Origin of the sequence: Paenibacillus sp. E222 (assembly GCF_013401555.1) — a bacterium.
GTDB lineage: Bacteria > Bacillota > Bacilli > Paenibacillales > Paenibacillaceae > Paenibacillus.
In genome coordinates, this window is the sequence record NZ_CP058552.1 from 203,946 (window position 1) to 220,164 (window position 16,219).

Annotated in this window: 19 protein-coding genes; 6 read left to right on the forward strand and 13 right to left on the reverse strand. The window is 44.3% G+C overall.

The annotated features are described in order from the left end of the window. The first annotated feature begins 23 nt into the window (after positions 1-23). A complete protein-coding gene (locus tag HW560_RS00870; protein ID WP_090904781.1) occupies positions 24-1,235 on the forward strand; it encodes an alginate O-acetyltransferase AlgX-related protein in 1,212 nt (403 codons plus the stop codon). Positions 1,236-1,489: 254 nt separating this feature from the next. Here the strand turns inward: HW560_RS00870 and HW560_RS00875 are convergent, their stop codons facing one another. From HW560_RS00875 to HW560_RS00885, 3 genes are all read right to left on the reverse strand, one after another. Beyond that, entirely contained in the window at positions 1,490-1,936 is a 447-nt protein-coding gene (locus HW560_RS00875; protein WP_179261535.1) for a hypothetical protein, read from the reverse strand. Beyond that, the gene (locus HW560_RS00880) at positions 1,933-2,382 is read right to left on the reverse strand and encodes a hypothetical protein (RefSeq protein WP_090904784.1); all 450 of its coding nucleotides are present in this window, start codon (positions 2,380-2,382) and stop codon (positions 1,933-1,935) included. The genes HW560_RS00875 and HW560_RS00880 overlap by 4 nt, the downstream gene beginning before the upstream one ends. Before the next feature lie 339 nt (positions 2,383-2,721). After that, positions 2,722-3,201: a GyrI-like domain-containing protein gene (locus tag HW560_RS00885; RefSeq protein WP_179261537.1), complete on the reverse strand. Its 480-nt coding sequence runs from the start codon at positions 3,199-3,201 to the stop codon at positions 2,722-2,724. 293 nt (positions 3,202-3,494) lie between these two features. On the opposite strand from HW560_RS00885, the gene HW560_RS00890 reads away from it, so the two are divergent. Both HW560_RS00890 and HW560_RS00895 read left to right on the forward strand, forming a co-directional pair. After that, positions 3,495-4,064: a hypothetical protein gene (locus HW560_RS00890; RefSeq protein ID WP_179261539.1), complete on the forward strand. Its 570-nt coding sequence runs from the start codon at positions 3,495-3,497 to the stop codon at positions 4,062-4,064. A 119-nt stretch (positions 4,065-4,183) separates the two neighbouring features. Beyond that, the gene (locus HW560_RS00895; protein WP_090904787.1) at positions 4,184-4,396 is read left to right on the forward strand and encodes a DUF6366 family protein; all 213 of its coding nucleotides are present in this window, start codon (positions 4,184-4,186) and stop codon (positions 4,394-4,396) included. A gap of 26 nt (positions 4,397-4,422) precedes the next feature. Here the strand turns inward: HW560_RS00895 and HW560_RS00900 are convergent, their stop codons facing one another. The 5 genes from HW560_RS00900 to HW560_RS00920 form a co-directional block, all read right to left on the reverse strand. Beyond that, positions 4,423-4,596: a GntR family transcriptional regulator gene (locus HW560_RS00900; protein WP_256222516.1), complete on the reverse strand. Its 174-nt coding sequence runs from the start codon at positions 4,594-4,596 to the stop codon at positions 4,423-4,425. A 100-nt stretch (positions 4,597-4,696) separates the two neighbouring features. Then, on the reverse strand, positions 4,697-5,227 hold the full coding sequence (locus tag HW560_RS00905; protein ID WP_076291655.1) for an HAD family hydrolase: 531 nt from the start codon (positions 5,225-5,227) through the stop codon (positions 4,697-4,699). A gap of 210 nt (positions 5,228-5,437) precedes the next feature. After that, on the reverse strand, positions 5,438-6,442 hold the full coding sequence (locus HW560_RS00910; RefSeq protein ID WP_179261541.1) for a phosphotransferase enzyme family protein: 1,005 nt from the start codon (positions 6,440-6,442) through the stop codon (positions 5,438-5,440). Positions 6,443-6,830: 388 nt separating this feature from the next. Beyond that, the gene (locus HW560_RS00915; RefSeq protein WP_179261543.1) at positions 6,831-7,418 is read right to left on the reverse strand and encodes a hypothetical protein; all 588 of its coding nucleotides are present in this window, start codon (positions 7,416-7,418) and stop codon (positions 6,831-6,833) included. A 5-nt stretch (positions 7,419-7,423) separates the two neighbouring features. Next, positions 7,424-9,007 carry a glycosyltransferase family 39 protein gene (locus HW560_RS00920; RefSeq protein WP_179261545.1) on the reverse strand — a complete coding sequence of 528 codons (1,584 nt, stop codon included), beginning with the start codon at positions 9,005-9,007 and terminating at the stop codon, positions 7,424-7,426. Positions 9,008-9,253: 246 nt separating this feature from the next. Between HW560_RS00920 and HW560_RS00925 the strand changes: the two genes are divergently transcribed. After that, on the forward strand, positions 9,254-9,829 hold the full coding sequence (locus tag HW560_RS00925; RefSeq protein WP_179261547.1) for a dihydrofolate reductase family protein: 576 nt from the start codon (positions 9,254-9,256) through the stop codon (positions 9,827-9,829). 405 nt (positions 9,830-10,234) lie between these two features. Here HW560_RS00925 and HW560_RS00930 read toward each other — a convergent pair whose 3' ends face one another. Continuing rightward, positions 10,235-11,881, reverse strand: coding sequence for an RNA polymerase sigma factor (locus HW560_RS00930; protein ID WP_179261549.1), 1,647 nt, complete (start codon positions 11,879-11,881; stop codon positions 10,235-10,237). A 533-nt stretch (positions 11,882-12,414) separates the two neighbouring features. Here HW560_RS00930 and HW560_RS00935 point away from each other — a divergent pair. Beyond that, positions 12,415-12,891: a hypothetical protein gene (locus HW560_RS00935; protein WP_179261551.1), complete on the forward strand. Its 477-nt coding sequence runs from the start codon at positions 12,415-12,417 to the stop codon at positions 12,889-12,891. A gap of 192 nt (positions 12,892-13,083) precedes the next feature. Here the strand turns inward: HW560_RS00935 and HW560_RS00940 are convergent, their stop codons facing one another. The 3 genes from HW560_RS00940 to HW560_RS00950 are packed head-to-tail and all read right to left on the reverse strand — an operon-like array spanning position 13,084 to position 14,758. Beyond that, on the reverse strand, positions 13,084-13,617 hold the full coding sequence (locus HW560_RS00940) for an isochorismatase family protein (protein ID WP_179261553.1): 534 nt from the start codon (positions 13,615-13,617) through the stop codon (positions 13,084-13,086). Positions 13,618-13,665: 48 nt separating this feature from the next. Beyond that, complete coding sequence (locus tag HW560_RS00945) at positions 13,666-14,052, reverse strand: iron chaperone (RefSeq protein WP_090904794.1); 387 nt, start codon at positions 14,050-14,052, stop codon at positions 13,666-13,668. 43 nt (positions 14,053-14,095) lie between these two features. Beyond that, positions 14,096-14,758, reverse strand: a complete 663-nt coding sequence (locus HW560_RS00950) for a M48 family metallopeptidase (protein ID WP_090904795.1) — start codon at positions 14,756-14,758, stop codon at positions 14,096-14,098. Between the two features lie 162 nt (positions 14,759-14,920). Between HW560_RS00950 and HW560_RS00955 the strand changes: the two genes are divergently transcribed. Next, positions 14,921-15,679, forward strand: a complete 759-nt coding sequence (locus tag HW560_RS00955) for a GNAT family N-acetyltransferase (RefSeq protein ID WP_179261555.1) — start codon at positions 14,921-14,923, stop codon at positions 15,677-15,679. Positions 15,680-15,723: 44 nt separating this feature from the next. Here the strand turns inward: HW560_RS00955 and HW560_RS00960 are convergent, their stop codons facing one another. Further along, the gene (locus tag HW560_RS00960) at positions 15,724-16,161 is read right to left on the reverse strand and encodes a phospholipase domain-containing protein (RefSeq protein WP_090904797.1); all 438 of its coding nucleotides are present in this window, start codon (positions 16,159-16,161) and stop codon (positions 15,724-15,726) included. Positions 16,162-16,219: the final 58 nt, after the last annotated feature.

The window sequence follows — 16,219 nt, forward strand, 5'->3', positions numbered from 1 at the left end:
ACTCTCTGAGAGAAGGCACAAGCATGCACAACTTTTTTGCCAAAAAGAGAATCACGGCTTTCCTCTTCATTCTCGTGCTCGTGACATTCTCTGTTCTGAACATCATTCAGTCCTTCGGGCCGATCCAAAAGACACTGGCCTCAGCGGACTTCCATTATTCTGAAGCCAAAGAACTGATTCACGAACTGGACGACGACATTAATGAACATGTCTTCGATAAATTCGGCTTCGTGGAAGCGTATGGATATATGCAGTCACTCATGTGGAAGAACGAGGAGAACAACTTCGAAGTCGTAAAAGACATGGAGGGCAAGCTGCACTATACCTACTTCGCCACAGGGCCGACGGATACGAAAGATCTTTCGAATCGGGTTGCTGCGCTCGGAGCACATTTGGACCCCAAAACAAAGCTGACTTATGTAATGACACCAGACAAATACGTTCGTGGGTATACACAGTTCCCGGAAGGCATTCCTTACAATTATAACAACGAAACAGCCGATGGCTTTCTGGCCAATCTCAAGCAGGATGGCATCGATACGGTGGATCTGCGCGAAGGTCTATTGGAAAACGGTATTCCGGCAAAGGATCTCTTTTTCACCACGGATCACCACTGGAAAATCAAGACTGCATTCTGGGCCTTTGGCCAGCTGGTGAATCATCTGGACGGCATGTACAACAAACCGCTGGACCCGGATCATTATTTCACGGACTTAAATAACTATAATGTGGTTCCGTATCAGGATATTTTCATTGGATCACAGGGTCGAAAAGCCGGGAAATACTTTGCGGGTGACGATGACTTTGACCTGATTTATCCGAAGTTCAAAACAGACTATTCCTTCTACTTCAAAACCGGCGAGACGGAAGCCACATTGAACGGCCGCTTTGAGGATGCTCTGCTCACGACCTATCCGCTGAATGTGCAAGGAGCTACCTATGATCTAACCGCTGACAAGTACTTTACGTACCTGTACGGAAATCAGGGAATCGTTCATGTGGTGAACAAAGACAACTCGAATGGACTCAAGGTACTGTTCATCAAGGACTCTCTCGCAGTGCCGATGATCTCCTTCCTGTCGACCGTCGTGTCCGAGATTTACCTGATTGATCCGCGGTATTATACGGGAGACATCATGGATTTCGCCAGCAAAACCGACCTGGATCACGTCTTTGTATCCATATCGCCGCAGGATCTCGTGGATGAATTTTTCCCTTACGGATCGAAAGATTAACTCGGTGAAGGATCATACTTTACCACTACAGTGGCAGAACAATCTTCCGATCACTGTTATCCCCAGATTTCTTTTATCCCTTTTTATTAGGGAGAAATCCGGTGATAAAGGTGAACGCTTCGCTTCTCCAGATTCTTTCTGCCCCCCTCCGTTCCGGTATGATCTTGTAGTCAAACACAAGAAAAGGGTACCCCACAGCCAATGATCTGGCAGACAGGGTATCCTTTTCTTTTTGTAATCCAATAGAAATAGAATCAGTTTCGTTCACGCTTCGCCTTTTGTTCCTTATAATATTGCAAAACGTCACGCGGGCTGCCTTGAAACGCTCTTTCCTTGCCATATGCATACGCCAGGTCCAAATTAGCAAAAGCCTCATCATGCTGCTCTAGCCTCATGCAGACTATACCCAATTCAATCCACGGGCCGGTATTAATATCCGAACCTCGCGTTTGCAGTGCTATTTCAGCCCACGGCTTCGCCAGCGCGTACTGCTCTAGGTCCATATGTGTATTCACGTGACAGGAAGCGATCCAGCTTGCCAATTCCCAGTCCGTCTTCGGCTCGGGCAGCATCCCCCAAGCCTGTTCATAATAGATCAGGGCTTGCTCATGTTGCTGCGTTTCATCCAGAACATTGCCTGCTTCTACCGTTTCGATAATTTGTCTCTCCAGTTCGGGATGCTCCGGCGTCAAATCTTTCACTCCGTAACCTCCTCCTCCAGTTCGAAATACCATTCCAGAAAGTTATTGAAGCTTGCCCATTGCGGTGTACTTTCACCGCTCAGGAAACGTTCAATTGATTCACCAAGCTCCACCAGAGCCACGTCTCCCGTTTGGCGATTATAAAAGAACCCGCCCTCGCCCTCAAAGCTGTCCAGCGGGATGTAGGCTTCTGGCAATCCCAACGTGAGTTGAGCCACCGTCATGTCCTCCAAATATACGGTGTTTTCCATCACCCAGCAGATCTGATAGATTTCCTGATGTCTACTGTAAAAGGTCGGACCATCATCAGCATGCAAATAAAAATGTGCAAAATCAGATGCAAGATCAATACCCAGTTTACGTAAAGCTTCTTCGTACTCTGCTGGCACATCTTCATGCCACCAGCCCTGATTTTGACAATAATCAATCACTTTATTGGATAACATATTAAGCCTCCTAATGAATCGAACATGATGCAGCCATGATGAGTAAACCCTCTGGTACAATATAAATTGAACTAAAGATTATTTACACGTGGCACTCCGATGACAGAACAACCTTCCGATCGCTGTTATCCCCAGATTTTTTGGATTCCCTTTTTAAAGGGGAAAATCCGGGGATAAAGGCGAAGCGTATGCTTCCGATGCAGCTTTCTTTCAGAAAGCTTTTAGCTCCGCTTCTTCAGGTTATTTCTGTCCTCTCCGTTATCGTGTAAAAGTTTAGTTCAATTGATATAGTTGATCTTTACCTATATAACGATATAACCTAGCCTGTTATGCGTTAAATCACGATAACGGTTTAACAGGTATCCATACTTGAGGAGGAAGACCCTGACCACGGTATACCTCAAGTTCCGGAATTCCCGCATGCTTGTAAGGGGTGGCTCCGAACCATTCGCTCATAATATACCTCCACAACCGCTGTATCGCTTCTGGCGCCAATTCATCGGCTTCAAACACCATCCACTGGGACGCGGGAATCTCTATTGAGAACAAACCCTCAGGCACTTCCCCGGAGTGTGAAGTTGCGATCCAATATTCCATTTGACCTCTGTGTAATTCCCTCTGATCTATACAAATGCCAACCAAACCGGAGACGGCCCCGTTATTAAACTCGTTTAAACGATCTTCTATTCCGTCCGCCAAAGCTTCCTGCCACATCTTTGGAATCTCTCTCAAATTCTCGCCATCCACACAAGAGAACGTTCTTTTAATGCCTACGAAAGTTAAGGACTGCTGTTCAATCAAGTTATCTTTCACATTCATGGGATCGGCTCCTTTCAGAATGAACGAATTATTAGTATCTAACCGAAACGTGCCTACGCACGCGCATTCCGCAGGAGTTCCTGAAGTGATTGTTGCATAAACAATATATCCCCACGGATTTTACTATAAATACTGTATCAAAAGAGCAAGACGATTGGAAATAGGTTCATTCATATCCAGCCTCATTTTCCTAATTCTGGAGCAACTTTACCTTCATTCTTTCGTCTAATGATTAACTAACAACGAAGGAGATGACTATGCGAATAAGTTGCAGTCCCGGCTTCCCCGGGAGCATGATTGGGTCAATTGACCTTCAACCTACCAAGTTTAATACGGGTGTTTCCAGCAACAGCGAGATTTCTCATCATGTTGATCCTAAACTCATTGCCATTCCCTATGTGGATGATCCTGAATTCGGTTCTTGCTTTGATGCAATGAAGATGATGAAGGGAACGTACAAGGAAGAGTTTCACGTAAGCTATGATGTGGAATTTACGATTGATGTGGATAAAAAGGGGTACATCACTCAGTTCGAGCATACCTTTGCACTGGAGCGTTATCTTGATCTTGTGCGGACGCAGTCCTATAAAGTGATTAAAACGAATTGGAAAGGTCGTTCCTTCCATGTCATGACCTACAGTTATATGGAGGAAGTGTGTAATCCGAACAACGTGATCTTCAAATGTAACCATACAGAGGATGTTTTCGTCGTAGCCGAACTTGTCCCCTATTCTGTCGGTGGTGTTGTGGTGCAACCCCATAATCGCTACCTTCACCTTCGTGCATTAATCTCGGCGCGAGAGGATCTCTACCCGATCGACTATATGTGCGAACCCAATTTCGATCTTAGTATCGAACCATAACTCCTACATCATTTGAATACAACAAGAGCACAAAGCGTTCCTGACTTACTTCGGATCACCTGTGCTCTTTTTGAATATAGGTTCTGTCTACCAAAAAATCAAATCTCAGGGGTGGTTACATGGATTTTCGAGAAGAAACACCCGAAGAAAAAAGAGAACGTTTGAGACAAGAAGAATTAAAAGGAAACCCTATGGGTACGTTTGGTGATGGCATAAATCGTGCTCAATTTGGAAGCTTCGCAGATTTAGTTGGTAGTTTGGGATGGAAAGGCACTGGAATCCTCATTATATTATTGGTAATAGGGTATGTAATCTATAAATTAGTATCCTAAATATAGGGATAAATAAGCATTCTTCCCTACTTGAAGAACTCCTTGGCGAGCTCGCCTTCTGATGGCACGGGATCATGTGGCCGCAATTTCCGGTTACGGATTTCTTCCATCACCAAATCGGCAGTTTGCAAGTACAACAACGGTTTCCGATGTGGTTCCTCCATAAGAACACCTACCCCAGTTCCGGATTTTACGATCATTCTATCATTTTCTCATGTAAAAAAGTAAAAATAACCCGTGAGCAGAAGGTTGAATGACATTCTATCCTTCTGCTCACGGGCATACAAGCAAACATTTTATTTATTTGACTTCGGCATTTAGCCGTTCAATAAGTTCAAGCAGCTCCAGCGGTTCACCGACTGTGTGAGTCGGACGTTCTGTCTCATCCACCGGCTCATGGGGATAACGTGGCGTCCAGCTCTGAAAGATGCTGGTGATGCCAAGTGCGTTGGCTCCCTTCATATCACGACTCAGGTTATTGCCAATCATCACTGTTCTTGAAAAATCCCCTTCGGACAAATCAAGAGCACCAATTGCTGCCTTGAACATCCGCGGGCTTGGCTTGCTGGCTTTAATATTTTCCGAAATAATCATTGCGCTAAAATAATCATGAAGTCCATGCTGCTTAAATACGTTCTTGAAGGATTGTGCATCGCCGTCAGCAACCAGGGCCAGCGTGTACCCTCTTTCATGAAGCTTCTGAATCGTGATATCCGCACCCGGAATCAAATCCGCACTCAGAACAATTCCCTCTTCGTCCCGAATCTCGGTCGATTCATCAACAATGGTATCGCCGCTGTCAAAAAAGATAATTAACTTTTTGTCGTCCATGTTCGTTATGACCATCCTCTTCATTCAATTGGTGAAACGAATTGCCGGTTTCCACTTGACCATGTAATCCAACATTGATGTTTTAATAAAAGGTATAGCGCTTAATCTAATGTTACAATGGAGACGAATAAAAAATCAATCAATATTTCGTTGTGCATATGCAGATGCCTGATTTAAGCTTAATCATCTTGACTGAAAAAGTAATGAGGATCATTTAGCCGGTAGTTGGAGGGGCTGCTGCTTACCAAACTGCTTTGCTTTCACTGTCATCGCTTTATCCAGCCTTGCTCTTAATCCACTCATCCACTCCGGCTCATTTGCCCATTGTTCTTCCCCAGATCGAAGCACACGTACATAACCGTACAGATTGGCAAAACGACGACATGCCAGAAACATCGACTCCATATCATAGGCGTCTCCTGCTTCCTTCCAATACCCTTGCAAGAATATTCGCTTCTTCTGCTCCCATTCATCCGGCTGAATTTCATCCCGTAAACTATCCAGACTCTGCTCCACATCCATTGCGTACCAGTGGTACATGGCGTCATCGAAGTCAATGGCGTAACAGGAATGACTCTCCTCGTCATAGAAGACATTATCCAGTTCAAAATCATAATGAATTAACCCGAAGTTCTGCTGTGTAACGGGCCAATTTACAAAATAATTCCGGAGAACTTCCACCTCATTGAGCGCCGCATTCTCGCCAGGGAACTCCCCCAGAACGTCCTTCATCCAATCCAGTACATCGGTATACGTCCAGCGTTTTGCCTGTTTGGGTGTGTATTCACGAGATAAACGATGCAGCTTACCCAATGCCTCACCCAAGCTGTACACGATCTGGTCATTTAAATCGATACTGCCCATCTGGTTACCAGGAACTCGTTTGAATACGGAGGCATAATACGTTCCCCAAGGCGTATGAGCCTCTACCAGCTCTTTTCCCGCATGAGAAGGTACAGCTTCCATGGCACCATATTGGTTTAGTTTAAGATAGGTCAGGAACTCCAGCTCCGCTGCAAGATTGGTTTGATTTTTCTCTCCTACAGGGGCAAAACGAAGCAAGTGAACCTTTCCCTGAACTCTGAACGGATACACGGCATTGGAGGAAATACGATAATACCGGAACATGTCCAGTGACTCCGGATCATAACTCCAGTTTTGCAAAATCATCTCGGCGAGATCGTTATTATGGAATAAATATTTAAGTTTTAACATGGGCATATCTCCTTAGTGGTCGTTTAATATAGAACGCTTTAAGCGTTCCGAATCCTATTTTTGCGCGCAAAAAGCCGCAGGCTATGCCTGCGGCTTTAAAAATTCTAGATACACGGGTTTACTTGCATAAGCAAATAAACCTCGTGCAACCCAGGAAAAATGAGCAGTTATATCCCTATATGTCGGCAGGCTTCAGATCGTCACATTAGTAAACACCAAATGCTTCGCCATGTGTCCGTTGTTCTGCCGGATCTATTCAGTTCGTAATCACCTTAATTGTTGTAGTCACACTCTGCATCATCTTAGCCCGTCGTTTCATGACGCTCACTCCTTCCGAAAAACAAGTTATTTCCATAATACTCCATTAGATGATTATCGGCAACGAATATCAAGACTGTGTAACAACCATTCGTTCTACGGTCTCGGTGTTCTCCTTATACCAAACCCTAACGACATCTCCCTCTTTCAGATCAGACACCTGAATAGATGAATTAGCGTTTTGGTTGTTACCTGGGGCACCCATGCCCATACCTTCCGTGATATCCACATCCCCACTGATGTTCAATTTCATTTCGATGCCCGTATCTTTCATATCCATGCTTCCGCCTCTAGAGGCACCTGGTTGTCTTCCATTTCCATTCGTGGAGTCTGTGGATGAGTTGTCCTGCACCTCAAGCAACGAGATCGTGACGTTACTTCCTGTGGCAGAGATCACTCTGCCTGTAAGATCGGCATTCATCATCCCCCGCATATCGTCCTGACCGCCTGTTCTGCCATTCATTCCTTGCCCTACGCCCCTCTGTGTTCCTCCGTTCATGCCCGGGCCACCGCCATTCATCATTCCGCCACCATTCATGCCTTGGGCAGAACCGGTATTCGTAATGTTCTGGGCAGTAATAGCATCACAAGCAGAGAGCAAAACTGAGCAGGTCAACAGCGAGAGTATAGCCGCTGTGAGATAACTATTTTTTCGCATACAGATCACCCTTTTCTCAGGGAAGAACGTTCCCAGCCGAGTTTTCTATGAAACATGAAGTTATACGCATCTTTGAATCCCATGTACGACAATACAACCAGCAGCGGATATACGGGGTAAATATACCTCGATTTAATCTCCCACAGAATGTAGAACCCGATAAATCCGAGAATAACCAGAATCAAAGAGGCTTCGTCATACCGCTTTCCACGAATCCCACCGACCAAACGAATAAAAATAAAACAGTACATCATGAAATTCATCACATAAACGATCCAAAGCACCCCCGTCCGGTAGACGGAATCTCCCTTGAATAAGTCTGTTACCGCATTGGTATAACTGTAGGAGCCGGCAATTCCGCCACCTCTTCCTCCTCCCATACCCGTGGAGCTTTCGTTGCCAATGCCATATCGATCCATTTGGTAGGTACCTTCGGTCCAGGTCCAAATGATCTTTTTGTAATACATCTGGGCCAAGGCACTTAAGCTCGCTTCCGACAGCTTGCGTTCAATCTCCTGTTTGTACAGTTCTGTACTTTCAGCTTTGTTATAATTGGCTTCTCTTTGATAGATCTGGTAGCTCTCCATGTTGTCCCAGAAGCCGAATCGTTCCAGATTAATACCCATGTTCAACCACATATAGACCGGTGCCGAATTTTCCCCAACAGGCTCACTTACAGCACCTGAAGATTTCAAGACCGCATTCTGAGTCCACCCTGGGACGTTAAACAACATAGCCAGCACGAAGATGGAGGCAATCATTTTCTTGAATCCAATACTTCGCATATTTAGCAGGATGGTTAATATAGCAGCAATCAGCACAATCACACCAATGCTTCGGAAGTAGTTGCCAATCGCAAGCAAAATGGCGGCAATGACGATCGTCTGCCAAGACTTTTCACGTATAAACCGAATCAAAAAGTATAAACAAGATGTTAGAAACGCCGTAGCAATGACATCGTTATAGATCAGGTTGTTCAGAAACAGGGATGGCAGATACGTCGCTGCAAAGATCAGAACTCCGTAATCACGTTCCGTGGACTTATGATTTAACTGTTTATAAATGAGATAAATCATTAATGTCGTTACCGTTGAGAACAAAATATTGAACAGCTTGATCACCAGATAATTATCCGGGAACAAGTACAGCAATGTTTTTAGATACAAGACGGTGGAAAAGTTAAACGGGAACATGTGCAGATATCCGCCCGTTTCGAACGAAGAATAATCCTGATCGTAGAGCATGTTCATCGCGAGTGAAAGCACGGTCTGTGAATCATCCGTAGGCACTCGTGGAAACACGAAGATAATGATAATTTGAATAGCAATTGAACATAGCAGCACCCCCGGAATGACAACTTTGGGACTGTATTTGTTCAGCTTCAGACAAAGGCGGTACAATCCGATACCCGCTCCTAGAAGCAAAGCAATCACCGGGATAAAAATACTCCACTGCTGCATGCCCAGAATCGGATTATCCCCATACAAGGTGTAGTTGTACTGCGCCCGGACAAACAGGGACGAAACGATAAATACGCCGACAAAAACAAGCAAAATGAGATAAAGCGACTTATGGATCACCTTAGACATGCCAAAACTCCTTTTCCAGTACAGGATTCGGGAATAGTATAATGCCTCTACCTGAAAAAAGGCTGAATTCAGATTCGTGCTTAAGAATGCTCATTAAGACAACAAGGAATATGAGGATACCTCATCGAATAAGAAAAATATGTTGGTCGGATCGTGCCAATCCATAAGAATCAACCCAAGTTGAATTAGGGTAAAATGTAGTAAGTGTAAAGTTAGATATCCCTTATGCACAAAGGAGAACTGAAAATGAGAAAACTCGTTCTATTTCTGCACGCATCGCTTGACGGTTTTGTAGAAGGGCCGGAAGGTGCAATGGACATTGGCTGGGTTGCCTACGATGCTGATTTGGAGAAACATGCGAAAGAAATTCTGAGTACTGCCGACACTGTCATTTGGGGGCGTGGGACATATCAGATGATGCACAGTTACTGGCCATCTGTACCTTCAAACCCATCAGCTTCGGAACATGAGCGGAATCATGCCGAGTGGATCGAAAAGACAGCCAAAATTGTTTTTTCCACGACGCTGGATACCGTTGATTGGAATAATTCAAGACTCGTGAAAGAAAATATCGAGGAAGAGATCAATAACCTCAAACAGCAGCCAGGCAACGATATGGTCATCCTCGGCAGTCCCAGGTTCGCACACCACCTTATGCAGCTTGATTTAATTGATGAGTATAAAATTACGGTTTCTCCCGTGCTGATCGGTAAGGGATTGCCGCTATTCCAAGGCATCAAGGAGAAGATCAATCTTAAGCTAATCGAAAACAAGACCTTTGATTCTGGAGCCATAGGCCTCGTTTACCAGACGGTAAGATGACCTTGTCACTAAGGTGATTACGCTAAAAGAAAGCTCAATAAGACCAAGAAAGCAGCTGATCAACGTGATCGGCTGCTTTTATTCAACTAACGGGCAGGTTAGTTGAATAGATCTGCTGAGTAGTGGAGCATCTGGCCTCTCACGGTTGGTTGCGGACAAGAAAAATTAAAAATCGTAAGGTTAAAGGAGAACTCTGGCAGATACGATTGCGATTAAAAACTACCCATGACGCACATGCGTCATGGGTAGTTTTTAATCATTTCCATACGTTAAGGAGGGGGGCCGTGGTAAAATAGCGATGTCCTAATTACTTCGTTGGAACAGACAGAGTGGAAAGAAAGAGTTTTGTGTAAAAATGGCCACCGCCCGGGAACGGCTATTCTTCGTATACATTTCCGAACCGACTTACTTGACCGGCCCCATCCAGGTCGAAATCGTCTTCTGCTGGTGCGGCAACGGCGGTTTCAACTTCCCGTTATCGATCAAATGCTTCAAAATATAAGCGACCAGCCGACCTCCTCCGGTGTTGCCTCTCACCATGTAAGCAAGCTGCGACTCCAAATGCTTAGGCTGATTTTGCAGGAACAGGTTGAGCATTTTGTCGTAGAGCTTGCCGACAGCAGGCGCATAAAGAGCGGACAAATCCGGCATTGCTTTGTTCAACCGATCCAACGTTTGCGGAGAGTCAATCCAAACCGCATTGAACTTGTACCCCTCCTTCGTCTTGCGGATGTACCCCTTCTCCAGCAGGAACGAATATTGCTCAGCGTTCTCTTCGTTGTCGGGCAGTTCCCCTTGTTGGAACGCATAACAAATCTCGACATTCCGATATTCCAGGAAACGCCAATCCATCTGGCGGTCGCTCCAGTACGTATTGAATTGCCACAAGTATAAAGGAGAGTCTTCGACGTAGCGGAGCGACGGACCGAAGGTGACGTAACTACTCATATCAAAACCCGGATCGGCATCGTAGCTCCGATTTAACGCCGCATAGGCAATATATTGACCTCCGTCCTTTCGCATTGGTGCGACCGCATCGAAGTTTTCGCCAGCCGGCATGCTCCGCCAAGATTGCTCCTCGATGTTCTTGGGCAGCAAGGTCCAGAGCAGGAAGTTATAGTCGCCTTCCGGAACGTACACTCCGCTATCCTCAACTTGCCGGCGAACTTCCATTAACGCGTCAAAATGAACATCGGCCACTTCGGCGGCGCAATCTTGCCAGAATTGATGACCGGCTACGGCCAACTCGAAGAGGTCCCAGACGATGGTATTGCTTTGATATTTGCCGGGAGAGGTTTGGATGAGAAAATTGTAATCGGCCAGGTGCCGGACTTCGCCTTCCAGTAAAGACGGCGGCATTCCGAGCTCCTCCGCGATTTGATGTACGGTACGCGCCTTGTGATAAGCCGCGTAAACGATATTTTGCGCCAAGGCGCGTCCAAGAAAATCGTTGGTTTCGCCCAGTCTGCCGGCCGAACCGGAATGGCCCATTTCCCCCATGCTGACCGGATTGACACTTAAAGTTCCTGTTGCACGCATACGTTTCATCCCTTTCCGTAACTTCTTTTTAGCCTCGCTCAAATGCCACTTCACCGTGTTGACAGGAATGTTCAGAGCACTCGCGATATCGCCGATTTTAACCTCGTCGTAGTAATGCATGACCACGATCCGGCGATGGATATCGGACAGAAACGCGACTTCTCGGCGCAGCTCGCGGTAAGCTTCGGTTACCAGCAGCCGGTCAAGCGGCTCCCGGGAAGGGGCGGCAGACAGTTCGGACATACCGTTGATTTCGATCGCTTGGGGAGCGTGCGCCCGCTTTTTCAACCAATTCACCCAAGTGTATCGGGCAACCGTCCAGACGTAAGCGTCAAGGCTTCTAATGTCCCGCACCCCAGAGAAGGATTTCAACAACTGCAGCATAATCTCCTGAGCCAGATCCTCCGCCTCGGCCCGCTGCTTGACCCGGTTTAAGGCAAAACCGAAAATCGGTTTGACATAGCTCCGAATCGCTTCCGCCGCTTCTTTTCCGCTTTTACTAATTGAATCCATTTTTTGCCTCCATAGTTGCATCTGTAATTCCTGACAATTATATAGTGTGCCAGGCGAAATAAAGGTTGGGATTATTTCAGAAAAATTTGGGCATCCTACCTGATTCCTTCATACATGTATAATTACAAACATCATGAGTAGGTCATTTAAATGGTTAAAGAGACGTTATGAACTTTTTGTTAAACAAGTTGAAGATTACTTTAGATGTTAAGGTCTCACTTTTAGTATATAAAGATACTTCTTTTCCGTTTAACTATGGGAAGATACAAACTAGGTGCACGAGCCGAAGTTCTCCTTCGGGTACTTGGGGTACTAGGGAGTATTAATATTAAAACGGAACTTTACTTATATACCAGGATTATAATATATTTGTAAATATAAAGAAATTAACACAAAACAGATAGAGGATATTTAATGAATGAAAAAGAATTTCAGTAAATTCTTTAAGTAGTTTACTACTATTTTCAGCTAGTGGTGTTGTTTCAGCCTCTATGGCCTCATCTTTATTTTTCATGATGTAAGGAGCAAGAATTATGGATAAAAAAGAAAAGAAGTATGTTATTGCTATTGTTATAGTTGTTGCAGTTGTATTGGGTGTTATATGGTATTTTAGAGTGGGTTATTTATTAAAAAAACCAGAGATGCCCGAAGCAAATATTGAAATTAAAACAAAAATGGTTGATAGAGGCACTATTAATTTACGAAATGCTGAATACACGGAAGGACAAATAAAGGTCGGGTATGAAGTGAATGGATTCAGTTTGAAAGAGTTTAATGTTTCTTGTAAGCTTTATAATGACGGAAATTTAATTTCATCTTCTGGCTCGACAGATGGAGGCTTAATAGAATTAGACGAACAGCATTATTACTTTGTCGGATTTGAGAATATAGATCAAGTTAATCTGCCTGACTCTATAAATCTAACTGTGGAAATTACAGTGATACCAAATGATTCTGGACAAAAACCTTTAACAGCATCATTCAATGTGGACCTTGATAAAGAAATGTAAATAGAATTAAATATCATAATAGTTTTTCGTTTAATTTCCTTCTACACTAGTTGGTCTCCGTAGTGAAACCATTCAACTAACGGGAAACGATAGCTCAATAAACCGCCTTTTCACAAAGGCGGTTTTCTTATGGTCACAAATCAACATTAGAATGTAACATATCATTTTTTATAGAAAAGAGTATAAACCGTGTTAATCCTCGTACATTCTCTTATACTCATGCAAATATAGAACCTCAATACAATTGGACCAGTTTAGAATTGAACCAACAAAGTCCTGAATATCTAACCCTGGCATTTCATACGTCTCTTCTGTATTTACCGAACCCGTTGCGTCCTCGATCAGAGTGACTTTGAATCCTTCATGTTCGGCAGTAATTGCCGTAAACAAGCAACAATATTCTGTGTTAAATCCAACAATAAACACATGTTCCACTTGATGTTCATGTAGCCATTTCTTCAACTTCGGGTTGCTAAAGGCGTTAGGTTTACTTTTTTCCAGAATCGTATGCCGCCCAGTGTCGACTACAATCTCCAGATCCGCAGCATTCTTGTAAAAAAGTGAAGACCCCTCATGATCATAGTCTACATGCTTCAAGTAAATGACCGGTTCATTCCGCTGGTCAAAATCAGCGATAACAGCTTTAATTTTCTCCAGCTGTGCTGTGAAATCTCTTAATGACGTAATCCCGTATTGCACATCCAATACCATCAGTGCTTTGTTCATATGCTCTCCCCGTGCTTTAGTAGATCGAAAAGCGTTTTCCCCAATACACTACTTCTTTTGCTTCTTTTCCTGAGCCTTCTTCACATTTTCCTGCACCCGAAATTCCACGATCCGGCGGATCAATTCTTCTGGCAATGGTTGATCCAACGGAAACTGCACTGATCCTTTGGCTCCTTTATACCGTGAGAGTTCTTCCTTAAACGCTTCGATCCCACTGGCACCCGGGTAAAATCCGATATGCTTAGAGTACGCTGCAAAATGAACCAAGTTTCCGTGCTCTGCATATGTTGGCATCTTGTAACTGATCTTCTCCACGGCATTGGGAGCGGAATCGCGAATAATCTGTCTTAATGCTTGTAATTTGACCTGTACATCCGAAGGAAATTGCGAGATATATTCATCTACTAGCACATCAAAAGAGGTACTCTCTGACATCTTGAACTCCTTCCACCACGTCCATTCGTGGTATGAGCATTTTTCACAACGTCATGGCTCGGCCATTTCGCATCAGATAATCCTCTTTGGCTTTGTAATCAGGCATAATACTGCCCACACGGCGCCAGAACGAACGATCATGATTCATATGATGGATATGGCATAACTCATGAATGATCACGTAATCAATCACCTCTAGTGGAGCCATCGCCAAGCGGTAGTTAAACGTCAGCTTTTTATCCCAACTACAGCTTCCCCACTTGGTCGCCGATTCCACGATATCCACAGACTTCGGCTTCACCTTCAACTCCTGCTGGTAACGGCCGATACGCTCACCGATCATTCTTTTACACTCCGCAAAATAAAACTTCTTCAGATTCGCACGCAAATCCTCTTCCGAACGTCCCTCTACGTCAATTAACTCATGCAGCGCATGTTCTTTGCCAAAGAGCAGAAACTTCCCTTTGCCCTCCTCTTCATATTCTTTCGCTTGAGGACCATCCAACGCCTGCTGCATCAGAGCTGATTTCGTCAAAATAACGTCCCCATGCTGCGCAACTAGCTGCCGGATCATGTCTTCGCTAGTACCATTGGGAGCCTTGATTGTGACCATATAGGGTAAATCCATCGTAATGGAAGCTTTCTTCCGTTTCCCATATTCAATATGACAGTTAATGATGTGATTGTTTATTTCAATAGTTAGCATAACCTGCTCCACTTCTTCCGATATTTCAATTTCAATTTATTCATTCAGATTGTAACCCATTCAGTAACTCTATGCATAATGTTTCGCAACAATATATATCTTATATTGAATTTTTATTCATTAATATGTATTATTATAAAATCATAAGATAGGAGGATAGATATGACCCTTAGATCGAATTCGGAATACAAAACGATTGAGGAACTATCCCTCAACCATTGGCAGCCCTTATCCACCTTGCTTTTTGACGGATGGGTACTGCGTTTTTCAGAGGGATTTACGAAGCGCGCCAACTCCATTCAACCTATCCACTACTCTACCCAAGATGTGCATGAAAAGATCGAGCAATGTGAGCGAATCTACGCCTCCAATCAATTAAGTACCATATTCAAGATTACGCCGTTTATCCAGCCGGATCATCTCGACCAGCTTTTGCATGAAAAGGGGTATGATGTTGTAGATCTGAGCCGGGTCCAGACTCGGAGCCTGGAAACCATTAAGGAGCCTGAGCACGCTGATGTAAAAATGGACGAACAGTTAACCGGAGAGTGGTTGGATCACTTTTGCAGACTGAATCAGGTAAATGATCTGTATCGGGGAACGATGAAACAAATGTTAAACAACATCCGTACGCGCACAGGTTTCATCTCGCTGTTCATCGACGGACAAGTCGTTGCGTGTGGATTCGGTGTGGTGGAACGAGGTTATATTGGATTGTATGACATCATTACGGACGCTAACTTCCGGAATCGGGGATTGGCCGAGCAGATGATCCTTCATCTGTTGCATTGGGGAAAAGAGAATGGTGCTACCTCCAGTTACCTGCAAGTCGTTGCTAATAATGCTCCCGCATTAAAACTGTATGCCAAACTTGGATTCTCCGAAATCTATTCATACTGGTATAGGGTCAAGAAAGCTTAGGCTTTTCTGTAATCACTCCACTAGCTAGCTAATGGTTTTATAATCTATAAACTTTTCAGTTCATTGAAGTCCTTACCCAGAAGCACACTCAATCTGCCGGACATCCCTTGTGCAGAAGACACGCTCACATAAAACAAGCCCCTTGACCAAGCTTGGTCACTCCAATACGTATGCTCTTTTCCATCTGCTGGGACAGTATAAGACATTTTTGCGATTCCAGCAGTAGATTCTTGGTTAATCGTGAACGTGAACGCTTTCGAACCGGTATTTTTAAAGCTCACTTTCACACATTCAAATCCCTCCGGGATATTAAACTGTTTTGTAGTCGCAGTGCCTGCGAGATCCTCATTATTAATTACTGATAATGTGGATGGGGTAGAAGTAGTGACAACAGTTTCATTATTCATTAATGCTGTTGTTATTACTGTAGTAATAATGGCGGTGGCGGCCAGAACAGCCATTGCCATTTTTATGTGTTTCATGATGTCACCTCCACCTGTTATATCTGAATTATACAGTTTAAGAAATCTCTCCTGTGAA